The sequence below is a fragment of the Actinomadura rugatobispora genome (assembly GCF_055379765.1).
This window is the reverse complement of record NZ_AP029191.1, coordinates 4,862,587-4,885,375: the sequence shown is the minus strand read 5'-3', so window position 1 is coordinate 4,885,375 and position 22,789 is coordinate 4,862,587. Positions and strand designations below refer to the sequence as shown.

Here is a 22,789-nt window from a genome sequence, read left to right as displayed (position 1 = left end):
GGGACATCGCGCGGGCAGCGTCGACCTGCTCGATCGTCGCGCTCCCGCCCCTCACGGCGACGCGACGACGGCGAGACGGCATCCGCGGCCACCGGTTCGCACGATGGCGAGGGGTACGCGGACGCGCTCCGGAAGCGTCCCGGCCGGGCGGCACGGCACCGATCAGTCCCGTTCGCCGTCGGATGATCTGTGCCGCGACGTGTCGCATGTCGGTATCGTGCCTGTGAGCATCATGTCCCCTCACCACAGGATTTCAGCGGTGTCGACGCGACCAGGCAGGACCGATCGCACGTACCCGGCGCGGCACGGCGCACGCACGCGTGGGGGCGGGCGCCCATGACGTCGGTCAGCACGCGGCACGTGGACGGGGTGCCCGACAAGGAACTGCTCGCGCGGCACTCCCAGGGGGACCCGCACGCGTTCGCCACCCTCGTGCAACGCCACCGCGACCGCATGTGGGCGGTCGCGCTGCGCACGCTCGGCGACCCGGAGGAGGCGGCCGACGCCCTCCAGGACGCCTGCCTGTCGGCGTTCCGCGCGGCCGGCCGGTTCCGCGGCGACGCCGCCGTCACCACCTGGCTGCACCGCATCGTGGTGAACGCCTGCCTCGACCGCATCCGCCGCAAGTCCGTACGTCCCGCCACCCCCATGGGCGACGACGCCACCTTCGACGCCGTCGCGCCGAAGATGCCCGACCCGACCGACGCGCACGGGGTGTCGCTGGACGTGCACTCCGCCCTGGCCAAGCTGCCGTTCGAGCAGCGGGCGGCGCTCGTCCTGGTCGACATGATGGGCTACTCGGTCGACGACGCGGCCCAGGTCCTGGAGGTCCCGCCCGGGACGATCAAGAGCCGGTGCGCGCGCGGGCGCGCCAGGCTGGCCCCCCTTCTGACGCACCACAGGAACCGTAGGGACCCGCGGAACGTCGGAGGTGTGGAAGGAGGTGGCGTGCCTTGATGAACCCCGCGCATTATGACTACGAGACCCTGGCCGATCTGGCCGAGGGGCTGCTCGAAGACGACAGGGCCGCCTCCGTGAGCGAGCATCTCGATTCCTGCGCCGAGTGCCGGGACCGATCCGCCGACCTTGCGGACGTCTCCCGGCTCCTGGCGGAGGCGCCCGTCCCGTCCATGCCCGCCGAACTGGCGTCACGCATCGACTCGGCGATCGCGGCCGAGTCGCTGAACAGCGCCACCGTGGCGAGTCTGGAACGCAGACGCGGCCGGCGGCATTGGCGGATCATGTCGGCCGCGGCCGCGACGGTGATCGTGCTCGGTGGCGGAGGAGTGATCGGCAGCCTGGTGCTGAACGGCTCGAACGAGCACCAGGGCTCGGCCAACGCCCCGGTCTCCGACAACAGCGATCGCGGCACGTCCGGCGAGTCGTCGTCCAACCAGAAGAGGAGCACCCTGGTCGCCCCCGAAGGCCAGGCCTCCGCACGGACCGCGTTCAAGGTCTCCCAGAGCGGCACCGGCTACGGTGCCACCACGCTCGCCACCCAGGTCAACGGCCTGCTGGAGGGCCGGGCCGGGGCCGGGGCCGACGCTGACCGGGCACCCGATCCCGCCCTCGCCGGCTGCGTCGGCGCGGTCACCGGGGGCCGGGCGCCCACGCTGGTGGACACCGCGGAGTACGAAGGATCGCCCGCCACGGTGATAGCGGCCCCCGGATCCACGTCCAAGACCCTCGACATCTGGGTCGTCGGACCGGGCTGCACCGCACAGAACACCAAAATCATCAAGCATCTGGCCGCCACCCCTCGCGACTGACGGCGCGGGCCGGCCGCAAGGCCGCCGTCCCGCCACGGGCATGCGCGCCGCCGTCCCCAACGGTGGGCGGCGCGCATGACCCGCACGCGGAACCCGGCCGTGGCGGCCGGTATATATCAAGGCGAGCCCCCTGCCGAGCGTCGTGGCCAAGGCCCGGGGCACACTCGGAACGATCCACTGAACCGATCCACTCACGCCCGGTCTACGGAACGACGGTCACCGCGAAACCACAAGGTGACCACTCCATGAACGCCGCCCCATCCGGGACGATGAGAACGCGACCGGCCAGGCAGGCCGCCACATCGCCTCACCGGGCGTCCGCACGCAAGAGGACGCCCGATCCCGCGGGTGGGGCGATGCCGCCCTCTCCACGTTGCAGGCCGGGGCCTGGAAACACAGCGGGCTAGAGGTCGGCGATGAAGTCGAGGGCGATGGCCCAGGCGCGTTCGGCGGCCTCGGGGTCGTGGTCGGGCAGGCCGGGGTCGGTGAACAGGTGCCCGGCGCCCGGGTACCGGTAGATCTCGACGTCGGCCCCGGCGCGGCGCATGCGGAGGTACCAGGCGTTGAGCCAGTCGACGGGCTCGTAGGTGTCGGGATCGGCCACGTGCAGCTGCACCGGGAGCTCGGTGGAGACGTCGTCCGCGAGATCGGACGTGCCGTGCATCAGCAGCAGCCCCCGCGCCTTGCCGTCGGCGAGGGCGAGGTTCTGCGCGATCGAGCCGCCCAGCGAGAACCCCGCGTACACCAGCCCGTGGTCCGCGTGCGGCGCGGCGGCGGACACCGCGCGGCGCAGCAGCTCGTCCCGGCCGATCTCCTCCTTGATCTCGATGCCGGCCTCGGGGGCGTCGACGACGCGGCCGTCGTACAGGTCGGGTACGTGCACCTCGTGGCCGGCCGCGCGCAGCCTGCCGGCGGCGTCGTTCACGGCGGGGCGCAGGCCGTACATCGAGTGGAGGAGGAGAATCGAGGCCATGGGATCAGCCTAAGGCCGTCCCGGGCCGCGCGAACTGCGCCCGGGCGGGACGCTCGCGCACGCAAGGGCTGGTCGGCGCGGATCGGGAATCACCGGGCCCTAGTATCGGTTGACGCGACTGGCAGGCCGGGTCGTACGGGAGGTGCGGCGGGCCGGCGCTCGCGCCGGACGCGGAACGCACCCCGTGGCGGCCACGACAGGCCGGCTGGCACCGGAAGGTGAAAGAGGAGAGGCAGCACAGTGAGCGACGTACGCAACGTCATCATCATCGGCTCGGGCCCAGCCGGCTACACCGCCGCCGTCTACGCCGCCCGCGGCGACCTGAAGCCCCTGGTGTTCGAGGGTTCGGTGACCGCCGGCGGCGCCCTGATGAACACCACCGACGTGGAGAACTTCCCCGGGTTCCCGGACGGGATCATGGGCCCCGACCTGATGGACAACCTGCGCAAGCAGGCCGAGCGGTTCGGCGCCGAGCTGATCGCCGACGACGTCACCGAGGTCGACCTGACCGCCGATCCCAAGGTCGTGAAGGTGGGCGAGGACGTGTTCCACGCCCGCTCCGTGATCATCGCGACCGGTTCCGGCTACCGCGAGCTGGGCCTGGAGAACGAGAAGCGGCTGTCGGGCCGCGGCGTGTCCTGGTGCGCGACGTGCGACGGCTTCTTCTTCCGCGAGCAGGACATCGCCGTGGTGGGCGGCGGTGACACCGCGATGGAGGAGGCGATCTTCCTCACCAAGTTCGCCCGCTCGGTGACCGTGGTCCACCGCCGCGACGAGCTGCGCGCCAGCAAGATCATGCAGGACCGCGCGTTCGCCAACGACAAGATCACCTTCCGCTGGAACAGCGAGGTCGTCGAGGTGCACGGCGAGGACCGGCTGACCGGCGTCCAGCTGCGCGACACCCAGACCGGCGAGGAGAGCAGCCTGGACGTCACCGGGCTGTTCATCGCGATCGGCCACGACCCGCGCAGCGAGCTGTTCGCCGGCCAGCTCGACACCGACGACGACGGATACCTCCTCGTCGACGCCCCGACCACCACGACCAAGATCCCCGGCGTGTTCGCCTCCGGCGACGTGGTCGACCACATCTACCGCCAGGCCATCACCGCGGCCGGCAGCGGCTGCGCGGCCGCCATCGACGCCGAGCGGTGGCTACAGGACCAGGGCGCCGCCGAGACGGTGCGGCAGCCCGCCAAGGAACTGTCCCACCAGGGTTGAGCAGGCGCGGCGGGCGGCGCGCCGCCCGCCGGGACCGACACTAAGGAGATGTCATGAAGGCCGTGACCGACGCCGATTTCGAGACCGAGGTCCTCAAGAGCGACAAGCCCGTGCTCGTCGACTTCTGGGCCGAGTGGTGCAGCCCGTGCCGCATGATCGCCCCGATCCTCGAGGAGATCTCCGCGGAGTACGGGGACAAGATCGAGATCGTCAAGCTCAACATCGACGAGAACCCGCAGGTCCCGGCCAAGTACGGGATCATGGCCATTCCCACCCTGAACGTCTACCAGGGCGGCGAGGTCGTCAAGCAGATCCAGGGCGTCAAGCCGAAGGCCGCGCTGCTGCGCGAACTCGGCGAGTTCGTCTGAGCGCCACCGCCGCCTCTCCTTCGCTCCCAAGGGCCCGTACCTTCCTCAGGTACGGGCCCCGCGCGTTTCCCGGCCGGGAGGGCTGAGAGGCGCTCAGACGGGACGGAGGGCGCCTTCCGGGGTCATGGAGCCCAGGAGGCGTTCCAGTGCCACCTCGACGTCCTCACGCCACGACAGCGCCGACTTCAGCTCCAGCCGGAGCCGCGGATAGCGGTGATGCGGCCGGACGGTCTTGAACCCCACCGACAGCAGGTAGTCCGCCGGGACCATGCACCCGCCGTCCTCGCCCTTGAGATCGCCGAACGCCTCGATGGCCTTCACCGCGCGCCGGGTGAGGTCCTTCGCGACCCCCTGGACCAGCATCCGGCCGAGACCGCCGCCCGCGAACTCGGGCACGATGTGCGCGGTCATCAGCAGCACCGCGTCGGCGCTCACCGGGCTGGTCGGGAACGCCACCGAGCGCGGTACGTACAGCGGCGGCGCGTACAGCACGAAACCCGCCGGCACGTCGTCCACGTAGACGATCTTGCCGCAGCTGCCCCACTCCAGCAGCGTGGAGGAGACCCACGCCTCCTTCTCCAGGTCCGGGTCGCCGGCGTCGACGGCGCGGTCCCGGCTCACCGGGTCCAGCTCCCAGAAGACGCAGCGGCGGCACCGGCGCGGAAGATCGTCCAGATTGTCCAGTGTGATGTTGACGAGACGACGCGACACCGGATCTGCACCCCCCTGAGGGCCCTCCCGACCGTCCCGCGTCCTCGGTGGCGCCTGAGCGGGGAACCGGCGAGCGAGCACTTCTGGTGTACGTGAATTCTCGTGCGGAGCGCCACATCGCGGAATTCCCGGCAACACTCCGGGACCCTGGGGCATCGTATCGGACAGGGGAGTTTCCCCCAGCGAGCGGCACGAACGCGCGAACGCCCGCCGCACAAGTACAGAGCGCCCCCTCCGAACCGGGGGCGCCGCCCATCGCACTGACGACGATGCCGTAGTTTGCAATGACGTCCGAACACCCCCGGAGGTGCCTCGTGAACCAGCACTCGCGCACAGATGCCTACACCGATCGCTACGCCGCCCGTGCCGCCGGCATGGTGGCCTCGGAGATCCGGGCTCTGTTCGCAGTCGCTTCGCGTCCCGAGGTGGTCTCCCTGGCGGGCGGCATGCCCTACGTCTCCGCGCTCCCGCTGGACGCCGTGGGGGAGATGGTCGGCGAACTGGTCGCGCGCAACGGCGCCGAGGTGCTCCAGTACGCCTCCGCCCAGGGCGACCCGCTCCTCCGCGAACGCATCTGCGAGGTCATGTCCCTGGAGGGCATCCAGGCGTCGGCGGACGACGTCGTCGTGACCGTGGGGGCGCAGCAGGCCCTCGACCTCATCACCCGCATCTTCGTGGACCCGGGCGACGTGGTCCTGGCCGAAGCCCCCTCCTACGTGGGCGCACTGGGAACGTTCGCCTCGTACCAGGCGGAGGTCGTCCACGTGCCCCTGGACGACGGCGGCCTCGTCCCGTCCGCGCTCCGCGAGACCCTCGAACGGCTCCGCCGCGAGGGCCGCCGCGTCAAGTTCCTCTACACCGTCCCGACGTTCCAGAACCCCGCGGGCGTCACCCTCACCACCGCCCGCCGCGCCCAGATCATCGAGATCTGCGCCGAATACGACGTGCTCATCATCGAGGACAACCCGTACGGGCTCCTCGGCCTGGACGGCGAGCCCATGCGCGCCCTCCGCGCCGACGACGCCGAACGGGTGATCTACCTCGGCTCGTTCTCCAAGACGATCGCCTCCGGCCTCCGCGTCGGCTGGGCACTGGCGCCGCACGCCGTACGGGCCAAGCTGGTCCTGGCCGCCGAGTCGGCGATCCTGTGCCACCCGAGCTTCTCGCAGTTCGCCGTACGGGAGTACCTCAGCACCCAGCCGTGGCAGGAGCAGATCAAGGACTTCCGCGAGCTCTACCGCGAGCGCCGCGACACCATGCTCGAAGCCCTGGACGCGATGATGCCGGAAGGCTGCACGTGGACGCGGCCCGCCGGGGGCTTCTTCGTCTGGCTCACCCTCCCCGAGGGCCTCGACTCCAAGGCCATGGCCCCGCGCGCCATCGCCGACCGCGTCGCCTACGTCCCGGGCACCGGCTTCTACGCCGACGGCACCGGCCAGAGGCACATGCGGCTGTCGTACTGCTACCCCGAGCCCAACCGCATCCGCGAAGGGGTGCGCCGCCTGGCCGCCGTCATCGAGAAGGAGATCCAGCTCCGCGACACCTTCGGCGGCGTCGGGTCGACCTCCCCCACCGGCTTCGACACTCCGGGCCCCGGGGTCGTCTGACAGTTCACAAAGGCGCGCCGGCTCCCCCATCCTGGAGCCGGCGCGTTTCTACGAGAACCACCGGTGGAACGCTGAGATTCCCGCCACCGGCCATTTCGCGTCCTGAGGGGCGCCTGTGACACAAGGGGCATCGATTGGAACTCGGGCATGTGGTCGTCCTGGCCGGGGGTCTGTCGTACGAGCGGGAAGTCTCGCTGCGATCGGGCCGCCGCGTCGCGGACGCCCTGCGCGCCGTCGACGTCCCCGTCGAGCTCCGCGACGCCGACGCGACACTCCTCGACGCGCTCACCAACGACCCGCCGGACGCCGTCCTCCCCGTCCTGCACGGCGCCGCCGGTGAGGACGGCGCGATCCGGGACGTCCTCGAACTCCTCGACATCCCCTACGTCGGCGCCCGCCCCGACGCCTGCCGCGTCGCCTGGGACAAGCCCAGCGCCAAGTCGGTCGTCCGCCGCGCCGGACTGAGCACGCCCGCCTCCGTGGCGCTCCCCAAGGAGGTCTTCCACGACCTCGGGGCATCGTCCGTCCTCGACCACATCGTGCGGCGGCTCGGCCTCCCCCTCTTCGTCAAGCCCACCCGCGGCGGCTCGGCGCTCGGCGGCTCCGTCGTACGCGAGGCCGGCGAACTCCCCGCCGCCATGGTCGGCTGCTTCGCCTACGGGGACGCCGCCCTCGTCGAGCAGTACATCGAAGGCACCGAGATCGCCGTCAGCGTCATCGAACGCTCCGGCGAGCCGCAGGCCCTCCCCGCCGTGGAGATCGTCGCCCCGGGCGGCCGCTACGACTACACCGCCCGCTACGACGCCGGCGACACCGAGTTCGTCGTCCCGGCCCGCCTCACCCCCGAGGCCGCCGAACGCGCCACCCACGCCGCCGTCACCGCCCACCGCGCCCTGGGCCTCCGCGACCTCTCCCGCACCGACCTGATCGTGGACGCCAACGGCGAGGCCCACTTCCTCGAAGTCAACGTCGCCCCCGGCATGACCGAGACCAGCCTCTTCCCCCTGGCCGTCAGCGCCGCAGACCTGGATCTAGGCGCCGTATGCCGCGACCTTCTCCAAGCCCGTTTCACGTGAAACCCCGCCCCCACCCAACCGTTCCACAAGAAACACAAACCCCAAGCGCACCAGCCACGTCCCGGCCAACCAGCACCGGGCGCGCCACCCCAGGCGCATAATCCCAGCAAACCCAGACACGACGCTCGACCACCCCGTCCAACCCCACTGGACCGGGCACACCAACTCTCCCGCATACGCGCCAGTCGCCCCGCCCGACACAAGCCAAGGACCACGCCAAGCCGCGGAGAGCTCCCGCAACGCACGCCAAGCCGATCCCCCAGCGACGGTTCGGGCTCCGAACTCCGGTGCGGGTGGACCAAAGCTACCCAGGACAGCGCAGCCCGGTCGTATCAAACCCAGGCACCTCGCTCCCACCGACTCAACCAATCAGGCCCACTGGTCCATTGGGTCGGCCCCCGCGCGTTCTGTGTCGAGCGTCGAGCCCACGCCAGCGACAAGCAGACCGCCATAAGAGCATGCCCCCGAGTCGAAGGCGTCGATCTTCCTGAAGGCCCAGGCTCCCCGGAAGGCACGTCGCTCTACTGGCTCTGAGAGCTCGGATCCCCATCCAATGGCCACTCTTCGGGACCACCTCGACCTCCCGACCACAAGCCACGCTGGATACCGAAGCCGACGGGCCAGGATCGAGATCTGGGGGCGTCGATGGAGTCGGTGAACGGCTGGCGCAGCTATCGGCCGGCATCGACCCGTTAGATGCTCTCCGCCGAGACACCGTAGAGCCCGGACACCGCCCGCGACATCCGCGCGGAGGCACCTTAGCTCCGTGCAGCCTCGCCAGGGGCACCTCGTACGAGCAACCCCGCAGCTACCAGACGGCGCCAGCAGACCACGCCCGAACCCGAAGCCTCCTACTACGCCGACGTTCCCAGGCGCCACCAACAGGATGCCCTGGCTCACCAGAGATTCCGGATATCACCAGCCGATGCTCAACGTTGGGCAACGGCGGCTCATCGTCAACTTCCCACGGCGGGAAATCTGCGGCTCGCCGGGAGCACTGACGGCGATGCTCCGTGCGGACCGACACCCTGCCCGACGAGCGCGGTGTCCCACACGCGAAGCAGCCACCATGGCGGCGAGGAACTCGCCGACCTCCCGCCCGCCGGAGCCACCGAGACACCCCACCTCCAGGACCAACAACCCCGGAATGATCCGAAGACCCCGAAGATCATTTAGCGAGAAGTTCTAAGACGGGTCAGCATCGGCACAGGCAATGACATCAGCCGAACATCCACTGAAAGCCGTAACGCATAGCGCATGGCACGCCAACACGCCACGGGCAACAGGCAACAGGCAACAGGCAACAGGCAACAGGCAACAGGCAGGCTAGCTGGCGCAGCCAAGGACCAGGCAGACACTCTTAAACCCCTGGGCCATCCCCCAGACTTACTCCGCGCGCTCCAGATGGAGTCTCTGCAACGCAGCAGCTCGACGTTTCCCGTGAAACATCCGCGCCCAGCTCCCCGCCTGCCATGCCGGCCACCGCGGGTCGCGGCGGAAGTCGAGGAGCCCGTCCGTGGCGACCCGCCGCGGCAACAGCCTGCACTCCTCGTCCTTCCGGCCGGTCATCGTAAGACGGAAACGCCCGCCGCGGCGGCCAGGGCGGCATCGACGGTGCGGTCGGTGTCGTCCTGCCCCTCCGGCTCATGACTGCCGCCGGCGTCTCTGACGGCGCGCTGAGGATTGCTGCTTCAGCGATCGACCGCCCAATCGGCATCGGGAGGCGGGGAACCCACCGTGAGGATGTGGCCAACAATCCTGAAGGCCTCCTCCAGAGGCACGGTGGCCTCGTCGGGGTACTCGTCGTGCTGGCCGTTCTCCAGGACGAACCCGTCGCTCCAACCAGCAGCCCCCGAATCAGAGGCATGCTCACCGGCGTCACCGTCACCATCGAGCAGCATCACCATCGCGCGCTCAGTGTTGGACACGACTGCCAGCCGTCGTCCGGACGAACTGGTGAGCCACGATTCGAGCCGACCTTGAGCAATCCGTTGCCGAAGCCCTGTCAATGCGGCCGCCGGCGAGACGGGCTGCGCTCCGTCACTGAAGCTCCATGACTCAACCACGCATAGGACCCTCTCACCACCAAAGTTTGGGAGGGATGTGGACGGACGCGAGTTTTTCGAGGTTGGCGGCCAGCCTGGTTGAGGCTGGCGGCCAACGCTTCTCGAGGTGGGCGGTCAGTTGGGGTCGGGTGTGGTGGCCAGCGGGACGACTCCGCGTCCGGCGAGGGCTTCGGCCAGGCGGTGGGACTCGCCTGAGGTCTCGACCAGGTGGGCGTGGTGCATGAGGCGGTCGACGGTGGCGGTGGCCATGGTCTTGGGCATGATGGTGTCGAAGCCGGAGGGGTGGATGTTGCTGGTGACGGCCAGGCTGCGGCGCTCGTAGGCGGCGTCGACCAGGCGGTAGAAGGCTTCGGAGGTGTCCTGGTCGACCGGGAGCAGGCCGATGTCGTCGACCACGATGATGTCACTGCGGCAGATCTTGGTGATGGTGCGGGCGACGGAGTTGTCGGCCTTGGCGCCGGTGATGGCGGCGGCCAGGGATTCCAGGGTGAACCAGGACACGGTCAGGTCGTGGTCGATGGCCAGGTGGCAGAGCGCTTCCATGAAGTGGGTCTTGCCGGTCCCCGACGGGCCGGAGATCGCGCAGTTCTCGCGGCGGCCGACCCATTCCAGGGTCTGCAGGGCGTTCTGGGTGGGGATCGGGATCGAGGACAGTTCGCTCTTCCAGGAGGCGAAGGTCTTGCCGCTGGGCAGGCCGGCGTTCTTGCGGCGGGCCCGGCGGGTGGCCGCATCGCGGCCGAGGGCTTCTTCCAGCAGGAGGACGCGGACGACTTCGGCGGGGTCCCAGCGTTGGGCGCGGGCGGTGGCCAGCACCTCGGGTGCGGCTTTGCGGGCGTAGGGGAACCGCATCCGGGTGAACAGCTCCTGCAGTTCGGCCGGGACGGATGCTGGCTTGGGCAGGGTCACGCTCATATCCTTGGTCTCCAGACTGATCGAGAGTCGGTCGATGCGGCAGGCGGGCGGTGGGCTCGTGCCGGAGCCCCCGCCGCCGGGCGCTGGTCAGGGCGTGTGCCGTCCTGGCGCGCCAGTGCCGCGGACGGCGGCCCAGGAGCCGGTGCCGGGCTGGGCCGAGTGGGTTTCGTCGGCGATCTGGGCGGGGCCGGCGGTGTTGCCGCTGCGGGCCAGGTGGTCGCAGATCGAGGCCAGGTCGCTCTCGCCGAACCGGCCGTGGATGGCGGCCATGCCCAGCGCCTTGTCGACGCGCTGGTCGCCGACCAGTGAGGCCAGCTCGATCGCGCGGGCCATCTTGGCGCGGATGCGGGCGACGCCGGTGGCGGCGGCCTCCACCAGCCACGCCTCGGCGCCGGGACCGATCGCCAAGAACTCGCGCTCGGCCTTGGACTGCGGGCGCGGTCTGGGCCGGCGGGGCCCGTTGCCGCCGGGATGGTCGGGGTAGTGGGCCTCGACGATCCTGGGGCGTCCGGGCGTGGACAGCCTGTGTCTCCACAGTTCAGCCAGTGGTGCCCCGCCGGGCCGGCCGGCGCCCTGGCCAGCCGGGTCGCGGGGGCCGACGATGACCAGTTCGTCGCCGTGGACCCGGCACCAGACCCTGCGGCCCTCGTGCCCGGGCGGCACCGAGTAGCGCACATCGCCCCAGCGGACGGTGCGGTCGTCGCCGACCAGGCGTTCCTCGCCCAGCGCCAGCGCATAGGGCTGCCCTGGGACCGGATGCAGGTGCGGGCGTTCCTCTTCCAGCATCGCCGCAGGCGAGCGGTGGGTGGTGCGGTGGGTGCGCAGGTTGACCTGCTCGCACCACGCCGCGCAGGCCTCCTCCAGCTCGGCGAAGCCGCCGTAACGAGCACGCAGGTTGGCGCGGGCGGGCACCAGGTCCGCCTTGGCGATCTTGACGGTGTTCTCCACCCCGCCCTTGGACTCGGGGTCGAACGGCTCACAGGTGTGCACGACGCAGCCGTAATGCCTGCCCAGCTCGACCATCTGCGGATGACGGACCGGCACCCGGGCGACGTGCTCGACGGTCACGGTCCGCGGGTTGTCGGTCAGCAGATAGGTCGGTGCCCCTCCGATTATCCGCAACGCCGCGTCCAGGCAGGCCGTCAACGACCCCAGGGTCTGGTCCCAGGCCGGCAGCACCACCCGGAACTTCGACCAGGCCAGCCAGGCGCAGAACAACTGGGTCCGCTGCCCGGCGATCCTGGGGCCCTCGCCCCAGTCCCACTGCAACCACATTCCCGGCTCGGGGATCCAGGGCCGGTAGACCCGCCGGTTCCCCTCCCGCCAGGACTGCTTGATCGCCGCGACCGCCCGCCGGGTGCTGCGCTCGGACCCGGCGAACCCCATCGCCACCAGGTCCCGGTGCACCACATCGGCACGGATCCTGCCCTGAGACCTCTCGACCTTCTCCTCGATCTTGGGCAGGAACGGATCGATCGACCGGGCCCGCGGCGCCCGCTGCTCGGGCAACCGCCCCACCGCCCGCAACGCCACATACCGCTGCACCGTCTCGGCGGCGCACCCGACCAACTGCGCCGCCGACCACGCACTGCCCGTCAGGTCATACGCCTCGAAGATCTCCAGTATCTCGGTGTCGGACTTCATCGACTCCCCCCGGCTCCAGACGGCTTCACAGCTCCACAGCCAAGCCGGACGCGAGAGAACGAAGATCACCGACACGGCAGACAAGATCAACTCTTGCCTGGCCGCCTACCTCGACTTTTGCTGGCCGCACACCACGACCCGGACGGCCATCCACCTCAACCGAACTGGCCGCCGATCACAAGATCCAGATGGCCGCTAACAGAGGGAGTCGCCCGTCCAGGTGAAGGTGCTGCCTCGAGTCGCCCTCGGACACATCCTGGGGGAACCAACAGCGCCATGGTGAGCCGACTGGCTCGAAGCCGCCGTCCCACACGGCCCGTTAGGCAAGCCAAGGCAACTGGGCTATGCCTCAAAGACCCGGCCTACGGCGCTCGCCTGACGGCTCGCCCCTAACCGGGCCTGCGCGAGCGCGATATCCCTTCGCGGTCTGGCCGGTGAAGCTCGCCTCCAGCATCGCGCCACCGTCCGGTTAACGCGCTCGCGCGAAACCGGCAGCGTTGGGGCCCGCCAGTCCGGCCGCCGGATGGGTGCCGGGCGCGCCGTGGGCCGGCGGCCACATGCCCGCCCCGGCGCCAAGCCGCCAGGCATCAGGTGACGGTGGCAGTCGGGCCATCGACGCCGCATACCGCTCGCGACGCCGCCGTCCAGGCCGGGCGGGGAGGCGCCGCAGCGACGGGCCAGCGCGCCGGGCCGCCAGCCCACCGTCGGCGCGATCGGCGGGCTTCCTCCGGTACGCGTTCGGCACTTCGCGCTTGCTGGCGCGCGCCTCCGCGCTGGGGATGGGCACTTCTAACGCATCCGCCGCCTGGCGAACAAGACGCGTGACCGTCCGGACAGCGGACACCGCTCTGCCCGAGCATGCTGACGTCCCCAACGGCACCAGTCACTCATCAGGGCACGCTCATCCGTTGGGCGACGGCCACTTCAACCCCGGCAACGTGGTGCCGGACGGGGTGGGCGAGCGAGAGCTGGGGGCAAGGAAGCTCTATTGAACGTCGCGCCTTGGCCAACAGCGCCCCCTTGAGAACGGCCATGCCGGCAACTGTGCGCTCCGCGCCCACCGCGGCACGACGAGCCAGCCGCAGCGAGGCACTGGGGTACGCCGCCCTCACGCGGGCAGCGGCCAGCCCGGCTTGCTCGCCGATCCGGCCGTGCGTCAACGGCGCTGCCCCGGCCCGTCGGTCCGTCGGGAGGCACGGAGGCCGGCGGCTGGATATGGGCCCGCGATCGTCCGTAGCGGTGCCCCCCACTCGGCCCGGAGGCGGCTTCCAACTGACGCGCAGCACCGCCGTGGAGAACGGCTGGTACGGCATCCCTGCCAACGCGATCTGTCCCAGTCCGATCCGCACCCCTGGCGTTCGAACGGTACGCGCCCGATCTGGACTAGGCGCGACGGTCGGATAAGCCGACCACTCCGGATATGAAGCTCTCACCCGCGTGGCTACATGGCGACGCCTATCCGGTAAGCGAGCCGGGCGGACGGCGCCAGCAGCCCGCAGCCGTGCCCGCCCAGGCCGGGCGCGCCGTCGGCCCGCCCATGCGAGGCCGCTTGGCCAGGGCCGCCTAGCGCCGACTCGGCTGAGGCAAGCCGCGACGATACCGACCAGAGCGGTTGAGCTGGAAACCAGCACACCCCACCATTCGAGGGCCGCTGCCGGGGAGTCACCCTGCCCCGGGCCGGGCAGCGGTTCCACCCAGCAGGAGCGGGCGGCACATGAAACGGGCGGCCGTGCGAAGAGTTCCGCGGCCGTCAGCCTAAACGTTGGTGGCGCTGCGGACGATGACGGCAGTCATGGGCAGGGCGCCCAGTGCGCTGTAGACGATGTTGCCGGAGCCCCAGCAATCACCGCTACAGGAAGTCCTTACGTGGACTCCGACATCGCGGGGCTCGCCAAGTCGTTCGCAAGAAGCTTGCCACGGGGGAGTGCCGCTGAAATCGCCGTCCCGGCCACACTGGCATGGTCAGTATCCGAGCATCCTCGCGGAGGGGATCGTGGAGCGGCATCTACGGTGTTTCACGGGAAACATCGGCCGGTTCCTCATGGCTCCTTTTGGGACGGACAATCGCCGACGACAGGGCCATGGGGATGGCCTACTAGCGGCCGGGGCGCGGCGCCTCCGGGCGGCACCTCGTTTTGGCGAGCCCCATGGCAATGGCCTGAGCGTCGACTTGGCATTCGTGGAGCTCGTCACTGCCGTCCACTCACCCCCGACCGAGGTCCTGGAAGCCGTAGGCCAGGGCTCGGCGAGCGGCTTCGGCGGCGTAGCGAGGGCCGCGCGGCACGCCCTGTGGCTGCGGGTGCCACCGTGGGGACGTGTCACCAGGGGACGGCGGCGACGCTCATGTGGGGCACTGCACCCTGACGCGCCGCTGCAGTTGGAGGTCGGCCGTTGCGACTCCCGGCGGCGGTGGACGACCACGGCAATCGGGGCATGCCGGTCCAACTCCGCGGTCGCTGCCCGGTCGGCCGGCGTCCACCCGCCGACACCTCGATGTCGAGTTGCTCTTCAGTCAGCAGCTGCAAGGACCGGGCGCAGTATTGAACGCTTCGGACTTCGGCTTGCAGCGCCCCGGACGCCCAGGGGGACCAGGTTGTCGGAGCCGAGCTCGCGGGGCTAGCCAGCCCTGCGGCACCTGCTTCCCCAGTCCTGTCGAGATCGTTGTGTTTTGGCCCCAGCTTCTGCGGCGACTTCGGCAACCTACTGCCAGTGCGACGGACTGGACGGCGACGCTGATGCCAGCGCCTCCTCTGGGAGGAGGCGTCCCTCAGCATCAGTTCGACGTTGCAGGTGGGGACGCCCAGGACCGAAGGCTGGCGGGGACGGTAAAGAGGGTGTTGTTCGGCCCACGGCGGATGGGGGCGTTTCACGGGAAACATCGAGAGTTGATCGGTGGCTTCATGCCGAGCGTGATCCCCGAGGGCGGTGAGGTCGACCACCTTCCGCTCGCTCCGAGGGGTGAGGAGCAATCTTGGGAGGCTTGTGGACGGGTTATGGCGGGTCACGGCACAGTGAGCTGCCAGGCCAGTGCGGTGTGCGCGGGCGATCCGGTGTTGATGCTGACCGCTCCAATCAAGGCGACCAGGAGTTTCTGTCGCGGGCGAGGCTGGGCATCGGCGACAACGACGTGTTTGAGGTCAACGAGGCGTTCGCGTCGACCTCGCTGGACTAACCATCAAGCCGAAGCGGACCTCAGGCAACGAGAACTTGGCCTCGGCCAGGGCGGTGATCCAGTCGCAGGCAAGGGCGAGTCCGAAGCCGTCGGCGCCTGGTCGCCAGCAACGCCGATATCCCCGCCCCGGGCAACGTCATCGCTCGCCTGCCCACGCGACGGAAGGGCGTGGCGGGAGCCGACACGTCCCTACGTCCTTGAGAATCTTCGGGTCGATCAGACGCAGCGTGACTTCCGCGACCTGCGTGCACCGCACCACGATGAGGCCGGTCTTGCGGGTGAACGTGACCGTCGAGCACAGTCCGGCAGCAGCCCACCAGCCGAGCCGGGCCGATACCGCTGACACCCCGGAGGCATCACTGCCCGACCAGCCCGGGGCGCCGCCCCGGCAAGGCCGCTGGGCCAGAGCCCGCCTGACACCGATCCGGCTGAGGCAAACCGCGACGATACCGACCGAAGCCCCCAGGTGGCCGGTACGGCGCCTTCAAACCAGGGGCGCGCGAGAGCCGGGGGCAGGCTCCTTGTCGAGCCTGGCTCGTGGTCCCGGAGATCGAGGTGGGTCTCGCGGAGTGTGGCCAGTGGGTGGCGATCGGAGTCATCAGGCTGCGCCACCCGGGCGAGGGCCTCGTGGTCCCCGGCGCGGGTCACGTCGGCGCGGGCGGCGACCAACCGTCCTCGCCCGCGACCTCCCCTGCATCCGGAACCGGGTGGAACCCCCTACGCCGAGCGTGGCTCGTGGGCGAGCTCGGTGCCGGAGAACGACGTGGCTCCTGCAGGCGTGTGGGCCCTCAAGTGAGGGGTCGACGCCTTCAAACCTGGGCACTCGGGAGCTGGGGAGGCTCCTGGCAGGTTGCCGCCCCATGCCGCCGACCGACCTGGCCGAGACGCTGGAAGCGCGGCGTGCTCCGGGCGGCGCGGGTCCTGCGCCGGCAACCAGCGGCGGACGCGCGGACTATCGCGCAATCTGCGGCACCGTCACCCGCGGCGGCAAGGCAACCGTCGCCACACTTCTTTGTCGAGCGTGGCTCCGGGGTTGGGAGCTTCCTTGAGCTTCTGCACTTGTGAGGCGAGGTGGCTTCTGCGGGGAGTGGCTGGTGAGTGGAAATGGGCCCTCAGGCTGGTGCCGCTCAGCGCTGGGAGGGTTCCTACGCGGGAGCGTGGATGGTGTTGCTGACGGGTCTCGGTGGAGGCGTCGGCTGGGAGAAACGGTGCGGATGGTTGGGTGGGGTTGCATGGCGGGGACGGTTTGGGGGCTACGGGTGAGATTGGGGCGCTGCGGACGGTGTGATGCCCGGGGTTGTGTGAGGTTGCGTCCATGCAGGGGATGTCGCCCGACGGGGAGTGGCCAGACTCGAGGGGGAGCGGCTCGTACGCCGACAGATCACGGGCACCCGGGCGGCCGACACCGTGCCGTTGTGGTTGGGCGAGTCGGTGCTCTCGGGCGTCTTGATTGGGCCGACCGGGTTCCTTGCGGTGCTCTGGTCCGCCGCTGGTGGTGTTCCTCGTCGTCCAACCGTTCCGGCGAGGAGTGGACGGCCCGACGGGGAGTGGCAGGCGGTGGGGAACTGGTTCGTCGTCCTCGGCCTACTCGGGCTGGACGGCCTGGTGCTGTTCCTCGGCGTCGAGATGCCGGGGTGGATGCTCGGCGTTTGAACGCCCCGGGAGCCAGTGGCTTCCGGGGCGTTCACTCAGTCCTCGCCGGCGATGCTCTCGTCGGGGGCCATCGCCTTGATGATGCGGTCCAGGTCCTCCATCGAGCCGAACTCGACGACGATCTTGCCCTTCTTGCTGCCGAGATCGACCCGGACCTTCGTCTCGTACCGGTCGGAGAGGCGTTCGGCCAGCTCCTCGAGCACGGGTTCGACGGGCTTCCGGCGGCGGCCCTGCCGGGGCGCCCGCGGGCCCTCCTCCGCCTCGCGCAGCTTGATGATCTCTTCGACGCTCCGTACCGACAGGCCCTCCTGCACGATCCGCAGGGCCAGCGCCTCCTGCGCCTCGACGGTTTCGAGGCCGAGCAGGGCGCGGGCGTGGCCGGCCGACAACACTCCGGCGGCGAGGCGGAGCTGGACGCCGGGCGGGAGGTTCAGCAGCCGCAGTGTGTTGGTGATGTGCGGGCGGGACCGGCCGATCCGGGTGGCGAGCTGCTCGTGGGTGGCGCCGAAGTCCTCCAGAAGCTGCTGGTACGCGGCGGCCTCCTCCAGCGGGTTGAGCTGCTGCCGGTGGAGGTTCTCCATGAGCGCGTCGCGCAGCATGTCCTCGTCGCCGGTGTCCCGGACGATCGCGGGGATCATCTCGAGACCGGCGATCCCGGCCGCGCGCAGCCGGCGCTCGCCCATGACGAGCTCGTACTGGTGCTTCCGGCCGGAGACCCGGCGGACCACGATCGGCTGGAGAAGGCCCACGATGCCGATCGACTCGGCCAGCTCGTCCAGGGCGTCCTGGTCGAAGTGGTCACGCGGCTGGCGCGGGTTCGGCTCGATGGAGTCGAGCGGGATCTCGGCGAAATGCGCCCCGGCGACGGGCTGCATCTCCTGGCCGGCCGGTCCGCCCTGGACGGCGGACGTGCCGGCGGTCCCGTTCCGAGGGTCCGGGGCATCGCCCGGGTCGGAAGCGGGAGGGGCGGGCGGTGCCGTCGGGATGAGCGCGCCGAGGCCCTTGCCCAGCCCGCGTCGCTGCTGGCTCACTCGGGCGCTCCCCGGTGTGCCATCTCCGACGCGGCCTCACTGTAGGCGAGCGCACCGCTGGACCCCGGATCGTACGTCATGACCGACTGTCCGTAGCTGGGGGCCTCGGAGACCCGGACGCTGCGAGGGATCACGGTGTTGAGGACGACGTCGCCGAAGTGGTTCCGGACGTCCTCGGCGACCTGCGCGGCCAGCCGGGTACGGGCGTCGTACATCGTGAGCAGGATCGTGGAGACGGTCATTCCCGGGTTGAGGTGGGCCTTCACCAGGTCCACGGTACGGATCAGCTGGCCGAGCCCTTCCAGCGCGTAGTACTCGCACTGAATCGGGATGAGCAGCTCGTCCCCGCCGACCAGGGCGTTGACGGTCAGCAGGCCGAGCGAGGGCGGGCAGTCGATGAGGACGTAGTCGAACGCCTCGGTGTCGTAGGCGTCCAGCGCGCGGCGGAGCCGGGACTCGCGGGCGACCTTCGACACCAGTTCGATCTCCGCGCCGGCCAGGTTGAGGTTGGCGGGGGCGCAGTGGAGGTTGGGAATCTCGGGGGCCGGGACGACGATCTCGGCCATCGGCAGGTCCTCGATGAGGACCTCGTAGATGGAGGGGACGTCCGCGTGGTGCTCCACGCCCAGCGCCGTCGAGGCGTTGCCCTGCGGGTCGAGGTCGACCACCAGCACCTGGGCGCCGTGCATCGCCAGCGAGGCGGCCAGGTTGACCGACGTGGTCGTCTTGCCGACACCGCCCTTCTGGTTGGCGATGGTGACGATCCGGCAGTCGGCCGGCCTGGGCCATTCCTTCTCACGCCGCTCGGGTCGGACCCTTACGGCGGTTTCACGTGAAACTTTCGCGTCCTTGAGCGCCTCACGCACCAGTTCTGACTCCCCCTGAGATGGTCCGTTGCGGGGGCCCGGCGGCTGGACGGTGCCGCCGTTGGTCGGTACGTAACCGACGGTCTCCGCGGTGCCGGACGTCGTGCTTCCCCACATTGCGTGCCCGGAGGGGGGTGCCTCCCCCTCCTTGCCGGTCTGCGCCGCCGCCTCGCCGCCGGCGGGCAGGCCAGGGCCGGGCGGTGGTTCGTCGGGGGATTCGCTGGAGCGGTCAGGCCCGGGGGGCCTGTGCGAGGAGCCCAATCCTGGTCCCGTGCTCATGAAGACCTCTTCTTCCTCGACCCTTTGGCGTGTCGGGGCATTCGTTCGGCGACCACACGGACAAGCGTTGTCGGCGGGTCGACCTTACCGCGCCCGACTTGCAGCAGTTCGGCCGTACGGACACCGAAGCGCTTGAGGACGGGCTGGGCCTCCTCGAGCTCGACCGCGGCGCGCTCCCCTTTGAGCGCCAGCAACTCCCCGCCGGGCCGCAGCAACGGCAGGGCCCACTTTGCCAGGCGTTCCAGCGGGGCGACAGCACGGGCGGTCGCGACGTCCATGGAGAACTCCTTGGCGACCTCCTCGGCCCGCGCCCGTCGTACCTCCACGTTCGGCAGTTCGAGCAGGTCCACGCACTCGTTGAGGAAGGTGGTCCGGCGCAGCAGCGGTTCCAGCAGCGTCACCGAGAGGTCGGGTCGGACGATCGCCAGCACGATGCCGGGCAAGCCCGCACCGGAGCCGATGTCGACGACCGACGCCTTGGGTTCTATCGCCTCCGCCACCACCGCGCAGTTGATCAGGTGACGTTCCCAGAGGCGGTCGACCTCGCGCGGACCGATCAGGCCGCGCTCCACCCCGGCCTCGGCGAGGAACGCCGCATAGCGCTCCGCGACCGGCAGCGCATCACCGAAAACCTCGCTCTCGATCCCCACCGTACGAATCGTTCCACACATGCGAGGGACGGCGCACAACCCACACTGCCCGGACGCCACAGGAGCCTTACGGATCGGGCCACTCGGGGGTGTCCATGAATACTCCTCCACCATCGGGTACAGGGATCGACAGTGCCGCCCGTCCTGTCCCCCAGACGGAAGGAGGCTCCGAAACCATGGGGATCGGAGTCAGTCTCGCCTTCATCGCCATCGGCGCCATCCTGGCGTTCGCCCTCAACGTCGACCTCAGCGGAGTCAACATCCACTTGGTCGGCTTCATCCTGATAGCGGTCGGTCTCATCAGCATGTGGTTCACCCTCAAATACACCAGACCGCGCAGGCGCGCGAACCTGATGGCGGGGACGGACCCCGGCTACGTGGAGGCCGAACGGCCCGCGCCCGAGACGGTCGTCCAAGAGGAACGGATCATCGAACGTCCCGCGGACGGCCCGGTGGAGCGGGTCGAACGTGTGATCGAACGACCGGTACCACCGAGCGGCCAGACCGGTCACTCGCAACCCATCAAGGGCGACCCGCCCACCGGCCACGCCGCCCAGGACCCGGCGCATGCCCAGGACCCGGCGATCAGCCAGGATCCGGCGCGGGAGAACCTGACCCACGCCTCCCAGAGCCGGCGCCGCTCCCCGTTCAGGCGCTGACCGCCGCCGAGCCCTACGCGCCTCGCGGACGCCGCCCGGCCCTCTGACCACAAAGGCAGCTATATCGGGACACGATTCAGTCGGGAAGCGAGGGCACCTGGAGCAGCGCCATCGGCGATGCCCAGTACCCGCTGACACCGACTGAATCGATCTCGGGCCGGCACGCCCCGCCGGGACCGGCTCCGCAAGGCACGACCGCCCAGGTCGCTCAGGCCACGCTGGCCGCCCAGGTCAGCGTGGCCACACGGCCGCCTGAGCCACTTCGACTCCGTCGACCAATCGGCCATGCTGGCCGCCCGAGCCGCCTCAGCCCCCGGACCGCCTCGACTCCGTCGACAAGCCTGGGCCGCACCTGCCCGGATCGCCTCGGCCCCACGCTTACCGCCGCTGGCGGCGCAGGCCGCGTTACCTCGCCTGGACATGATGCCGCCCAGGCCACGCTTCGACCTCCCCGTCGGGTAACCCACCACCGCCTGGCAGGCCAACGCCGACACCCTGCGCTTCACCAGCGTCTTGGCCAAGCCACTCTTCTCGCCTCCCGCCGGGCCCGACCCATCTCGCCACGATCCGCGACGGCCCCCTGCCGCCTTGACCATGCTGGCCGCGCAGGTTGCGCAGGCGTCGCAAGGGCTACGCCGGGCACCCCAAGCATCGGCGTCAGGCCCCCTCGACTGCGTCGACCACGCCGACTGCGCAGGCACATCGACCATGCTGGCCGTGCGGGTGACGCCGACCACCTAGGCCACACCGGGCACGGCGGGCGCGCCTATCCATCGCCACTCGCCGGGCCGCGGGCCGTCCCAGCGCAAGGGGACGCGGCAGCAGAACATCCGAGCCGCCTCAACTCCGTCAGCCACGCTGAGAGGCGCAAGCCGCATCGCCTACCCGGGCCACGCCAGTCATGCTCGACACATGGGCCACGCCGGGCAAACCAAATTGAGTCGGAGTCCGGGCCACCCCGACTGTGTCGACCACGCCAACAGTGCAGGCAGCCTCAAGCACGTCGACTACGGGTGACACCGACCACCCAGGCCATGCCGGGCGCGCTTGGGCATCGCCACTCATCCGGCCGCGGACCGTCCTAGCAACGAGGGGATGCGGCGAAACGTCTGAGTCGCCTCGACTCCCTCGACCACGCTTGGGGCGTAAGCCGCATCAGCCACGTCGACCACGCTGGTAGCGCAGGCCGCATCGGCCTGCACGTGCCGCTGGGCCGTCGGGCCGTCGGGCACGGCGCGCGCTCCGGCCGCGCCTGGCCATCGCCACTCGTCCGGCTGCGGGCCATCCCAGCACCGGGGGAACACGGCGGACCGGCCGGGCTGTCTCGACTTCGTCAACCCCGTCCGGGAGCGCAAGACCGCATCGGCCACGTCAATCACGCCGACCCGAGCAAACCGCATCAGCCTGCCGCTCACGCTGGCCACCCGGCACGGCGTGCACGCCGGATACCGCTGGCTCGCGCGCCTGACCATCGCCGCTCGCCCGGCCGCGGGCCATCCCAGCGCAAGGGACGCTGCGGCGGAACGTCTGGGCTGTCTCGACATCGTCGACCGCGCCCAGGGCAGCCCGCATCGACCGCGTGACCATGCCCACCACGCTGGTGGTGCAGGCCGCATCGGCCTGTCCGGGCCACGCCGGGCGGGCCGGTCACGCTGCCCGCCCAGGTTGCCTTAGGCGCGTCGACCATGCTGGCAGCGTCGGCGACGTCCGCCGCCCAAGGCACGCTTACCGCGCAGGTGGCGCAATTGGCCTCGTGCGTCTGGCACCCATGTCACGCTGGGCGCCTGGGGCACGTCGGCAGCATCGCCCACGCAGACCACGCCAGCCTGCAAGTCGCCTCGGCCACGTCCACCGCGCCGGACGCCCCGGCCGAGTTGGATGCGAGGTGGCGCAAACTTGCCTCAGCGGCGTCGGCTGCCCAGGCGGTGCCGGGCAGTCGGTCATGCTGGCCGCCCAGGACCCGTCAGCCCTCCACGTCGCCTCGGCCGCGTTGACCATGCCGGGGCGTCCTGGCCGCGCAGGCACGGGGTGGCGCAAGTGGCCTCGGCCGTGTCGGCCGCCTGGGCCACGCTGGCCGCGTCGACCATTGCCGGGCGCCTCGACGCGCAAAGAGCTTCGGCCACGTCCAGCATGCC

General features: G+C 70.4%; 15 protein-coding genes. 7 read left to right on the top strand and 8 right to left on the bottom strand.

Going from position 1 to position 22,789, the window contains the following annotated elements; genetic code table 11:
• The first annotated feature begins 336 nt into the window (after positions 1–336).
• Both sigM and ACZ466_RS21605 read left to right on the top strand, forming a co-directional pair.
• The gene (gene sigM / locus ACZ466_RS21610; RefSeq protein WP_378280568.1) at positions 337–957 is read left to right on the top strand and encodes an RNA polymerase sigma factor SigM; all 621 of its coding nucleotides are present in this window, start codon (positions 337–339) and stop codon (positions 955–957) included.
• Complete coding sequence (locus tag ACZ466_RS21605; RefSeq protein ID WP_378280566.1) at positions 957–1,769, top strand: anti-sigma factor family protein; 813 nt, start codon at positions 957–959, stop codon at positions 1,767–1,769. Before sigM ends, ACZ466_RS21605 begins: the two co-directional genes overlap by 1 nt.
• A 403-nt stretch (positions 1,770–2,172) precedes the next feature.
• Here the strand turns inward: ACZ466_RS21605 and ACZ466_RS21600 are convergent, their stop codons facing one another.
• Entirely contained in the window at positions 2,173–2,742 is a 570-nt protein-coding gene (locus tag ACZ466_RS21600; protein ID WP_378280564.1) for a dienelactone hydrolase family protein, read from the bottom strand.
• A 240-nt stretch (positions 2,743–2,982) separates the two neighbouring features.
• Here ACZ466_RS21600 and trxB point away from each other — a divergent pair, with 240 nt between their 5' ends.
• Together trxB and trxA are read left to right on the top strand one after the other, a co-directional pair.
• Complete coding sequence (trxB, locus tag ACZ466_RS21595) at positions 2,983–3,960, top strand: thioredoxin-disulfide reductase (protein WP_378280562.1); 978 nt, start codon at positions 2,983–2,985, stop codon at positions 3,958–3,960.
• Positions 3,961–4,013: 53 nt separating this feature from the next.
• Positions 4,014–4,328 carry a thioredoxin gene (trxA, locus tag ACZ466_RS21590; RefSeq protein ID WP_378280560.1) on the top strand — a complete coding sequence of 105 codons (315 nt, stop codon included), beginning with the start codon at positions 4,014–4,016 and terminating at the stop codon, positions 4,326–4,328.
• Positions 4,329–4,421: 93 nt separating this feature from the next.
• On the opposite strand, the gene ACZ466_RS21585 is transcribed toward trxA, so the two are convergent.
• Positions 4,422–5,039, bottom strand: coding sequence for a GNAT family N-acetyltransferase (locus tag ACZ466_RS21585; protein ID WP_378280558.1), 618 nt, complete (start codon positions 5,037–5,039; stop codon positions 4,422–4,424).
• A gap of 284 nt (positions 5,040–5,323) precedes the next feature.
• Here ACZ466_RS21585 and ACZ466_RS21580 point away from each other — a divergent pair, with 284 nt between their 5' ends.
• Entirely contained in the window at positions 5,324–6,646 is a 1,323-nt protein-coding gene (locus tag ACZ466_RS21580; protein WP_378280556.1) for an aminotransferase-like domain-containing protein, read from the top strand.
• Between the two features lie 134 nt (positions 6,647–6,780).
• On the top strand, positions 6,781–7,722 hold the full coding sequence (locus ACZ466_RS21575) for a D-alanine--D-alanine ligase family protein (RefSeq protein WP_378280554.1): 942 nt from the start codon (positions 6,781–6,783) through the stop codon (positions 7,720–7,722).
• Between the two features lie 1,691 nt (positions 7,723–9,413).
• Here the strand turns inward: ACZ466_RS21575 and ACZ466_RS21570 are convergent.
• The 6 genes from ACZ466_RS21570 to rsmG form a co-directional block, all read right to left on the bottom strand.
• On the bottom strand, positions 9,414–9,629 hold the full coding sequence (locus ACZ466_RS21570; RefSeq protein WP_378280552.1) for a hypothetical protein: 216 nt from the start codon (positions 9,627–9,629) through the stop codon (positions 9,414–9,416).
• A 273-nt stretch (positions 9,630–9,902) separates the two neighbouring features.
• Positions 9,903–10,694, bottom strand: coding sequence for an ATP-binding protein (locus tag ACZ466_RS21565; protein ID WP_464043916.1), 792 nt, complete (start codon positions 10,692–10,694; stop codon positions 9,903–9,905).
• A gap of 93 nt (positions 10,695–10,787) precedes the next feature.
• A complete protein-coding gene (gene istA, locus ACZ466_RS21560) occupies positions 10,788–12,344 on the bottom strand; it encodes an IS21 family transposase (RefSeq protein ID WP_378280549.1) in 1,557 nt (518 codons plus the stop codon).
• A 4,860-nt stretch (positions 12,345–17,204) separates the two neighbouring features.
• A complete protein-coding gene (locus tag ACZ466_RS21555) occupies positions 17,205–18,200 on the bottom strand; it encodes a ParB/RepB/Spo0J family partition protein (RefSeq protein WP_378280547.1) in 996 nt (331 codons plus the stop codon).
• The gene (locus tag ACZ466_RS21550) at positions 18,197–19,066 is read right to left on the bottom strand and encodes a ParA family protein (RefSeq protein ID WP_378280686.1); all 870 of its coding nucleotides are present in this window, start codon (positions 19,064–19,066) and stop codon (positions 18,197–18,199) included. The genes ACZ466_RS21555 and ACZ466_RS21550 overlap by 4 nt, the downstream gene beginning before the upstream one ends.
• Before the next feature lie 275 nt (positions 19,067–19,341).
• Positions 19,342–19,995: a 16S rRNA (guanine(527)-N(7))-methyltransferase RsmG gene (gene rsmG, locus ACZ466_RS21545; protein WP_378280546.1), complete on the bottom strand. Its 654-nt coding sequence runs from the start codon at positions 19,993–19,995 to the stop codon at positions 19,342–19,344.
• A gap of 176 nt (positions 19,996–20,171) precedes the next feature.
• Between rsmG and ACZ466_RS21540 the strand changes: the two genes are divergently transcribed.
• Positions 20,172–20,654: a DUF6458 family protein gene (locus ACZ466_RS21540; protein ID WP_378280544.1), complete on the top strand. Its 483-nt coding sequence runs from the start codon at positions 20,172–20,174 to the stop codon at positions 20,652–20,654.
• The last annotated feature ends 2,135 nt before the right edge of the window (positions 20,655–22,789 follow it).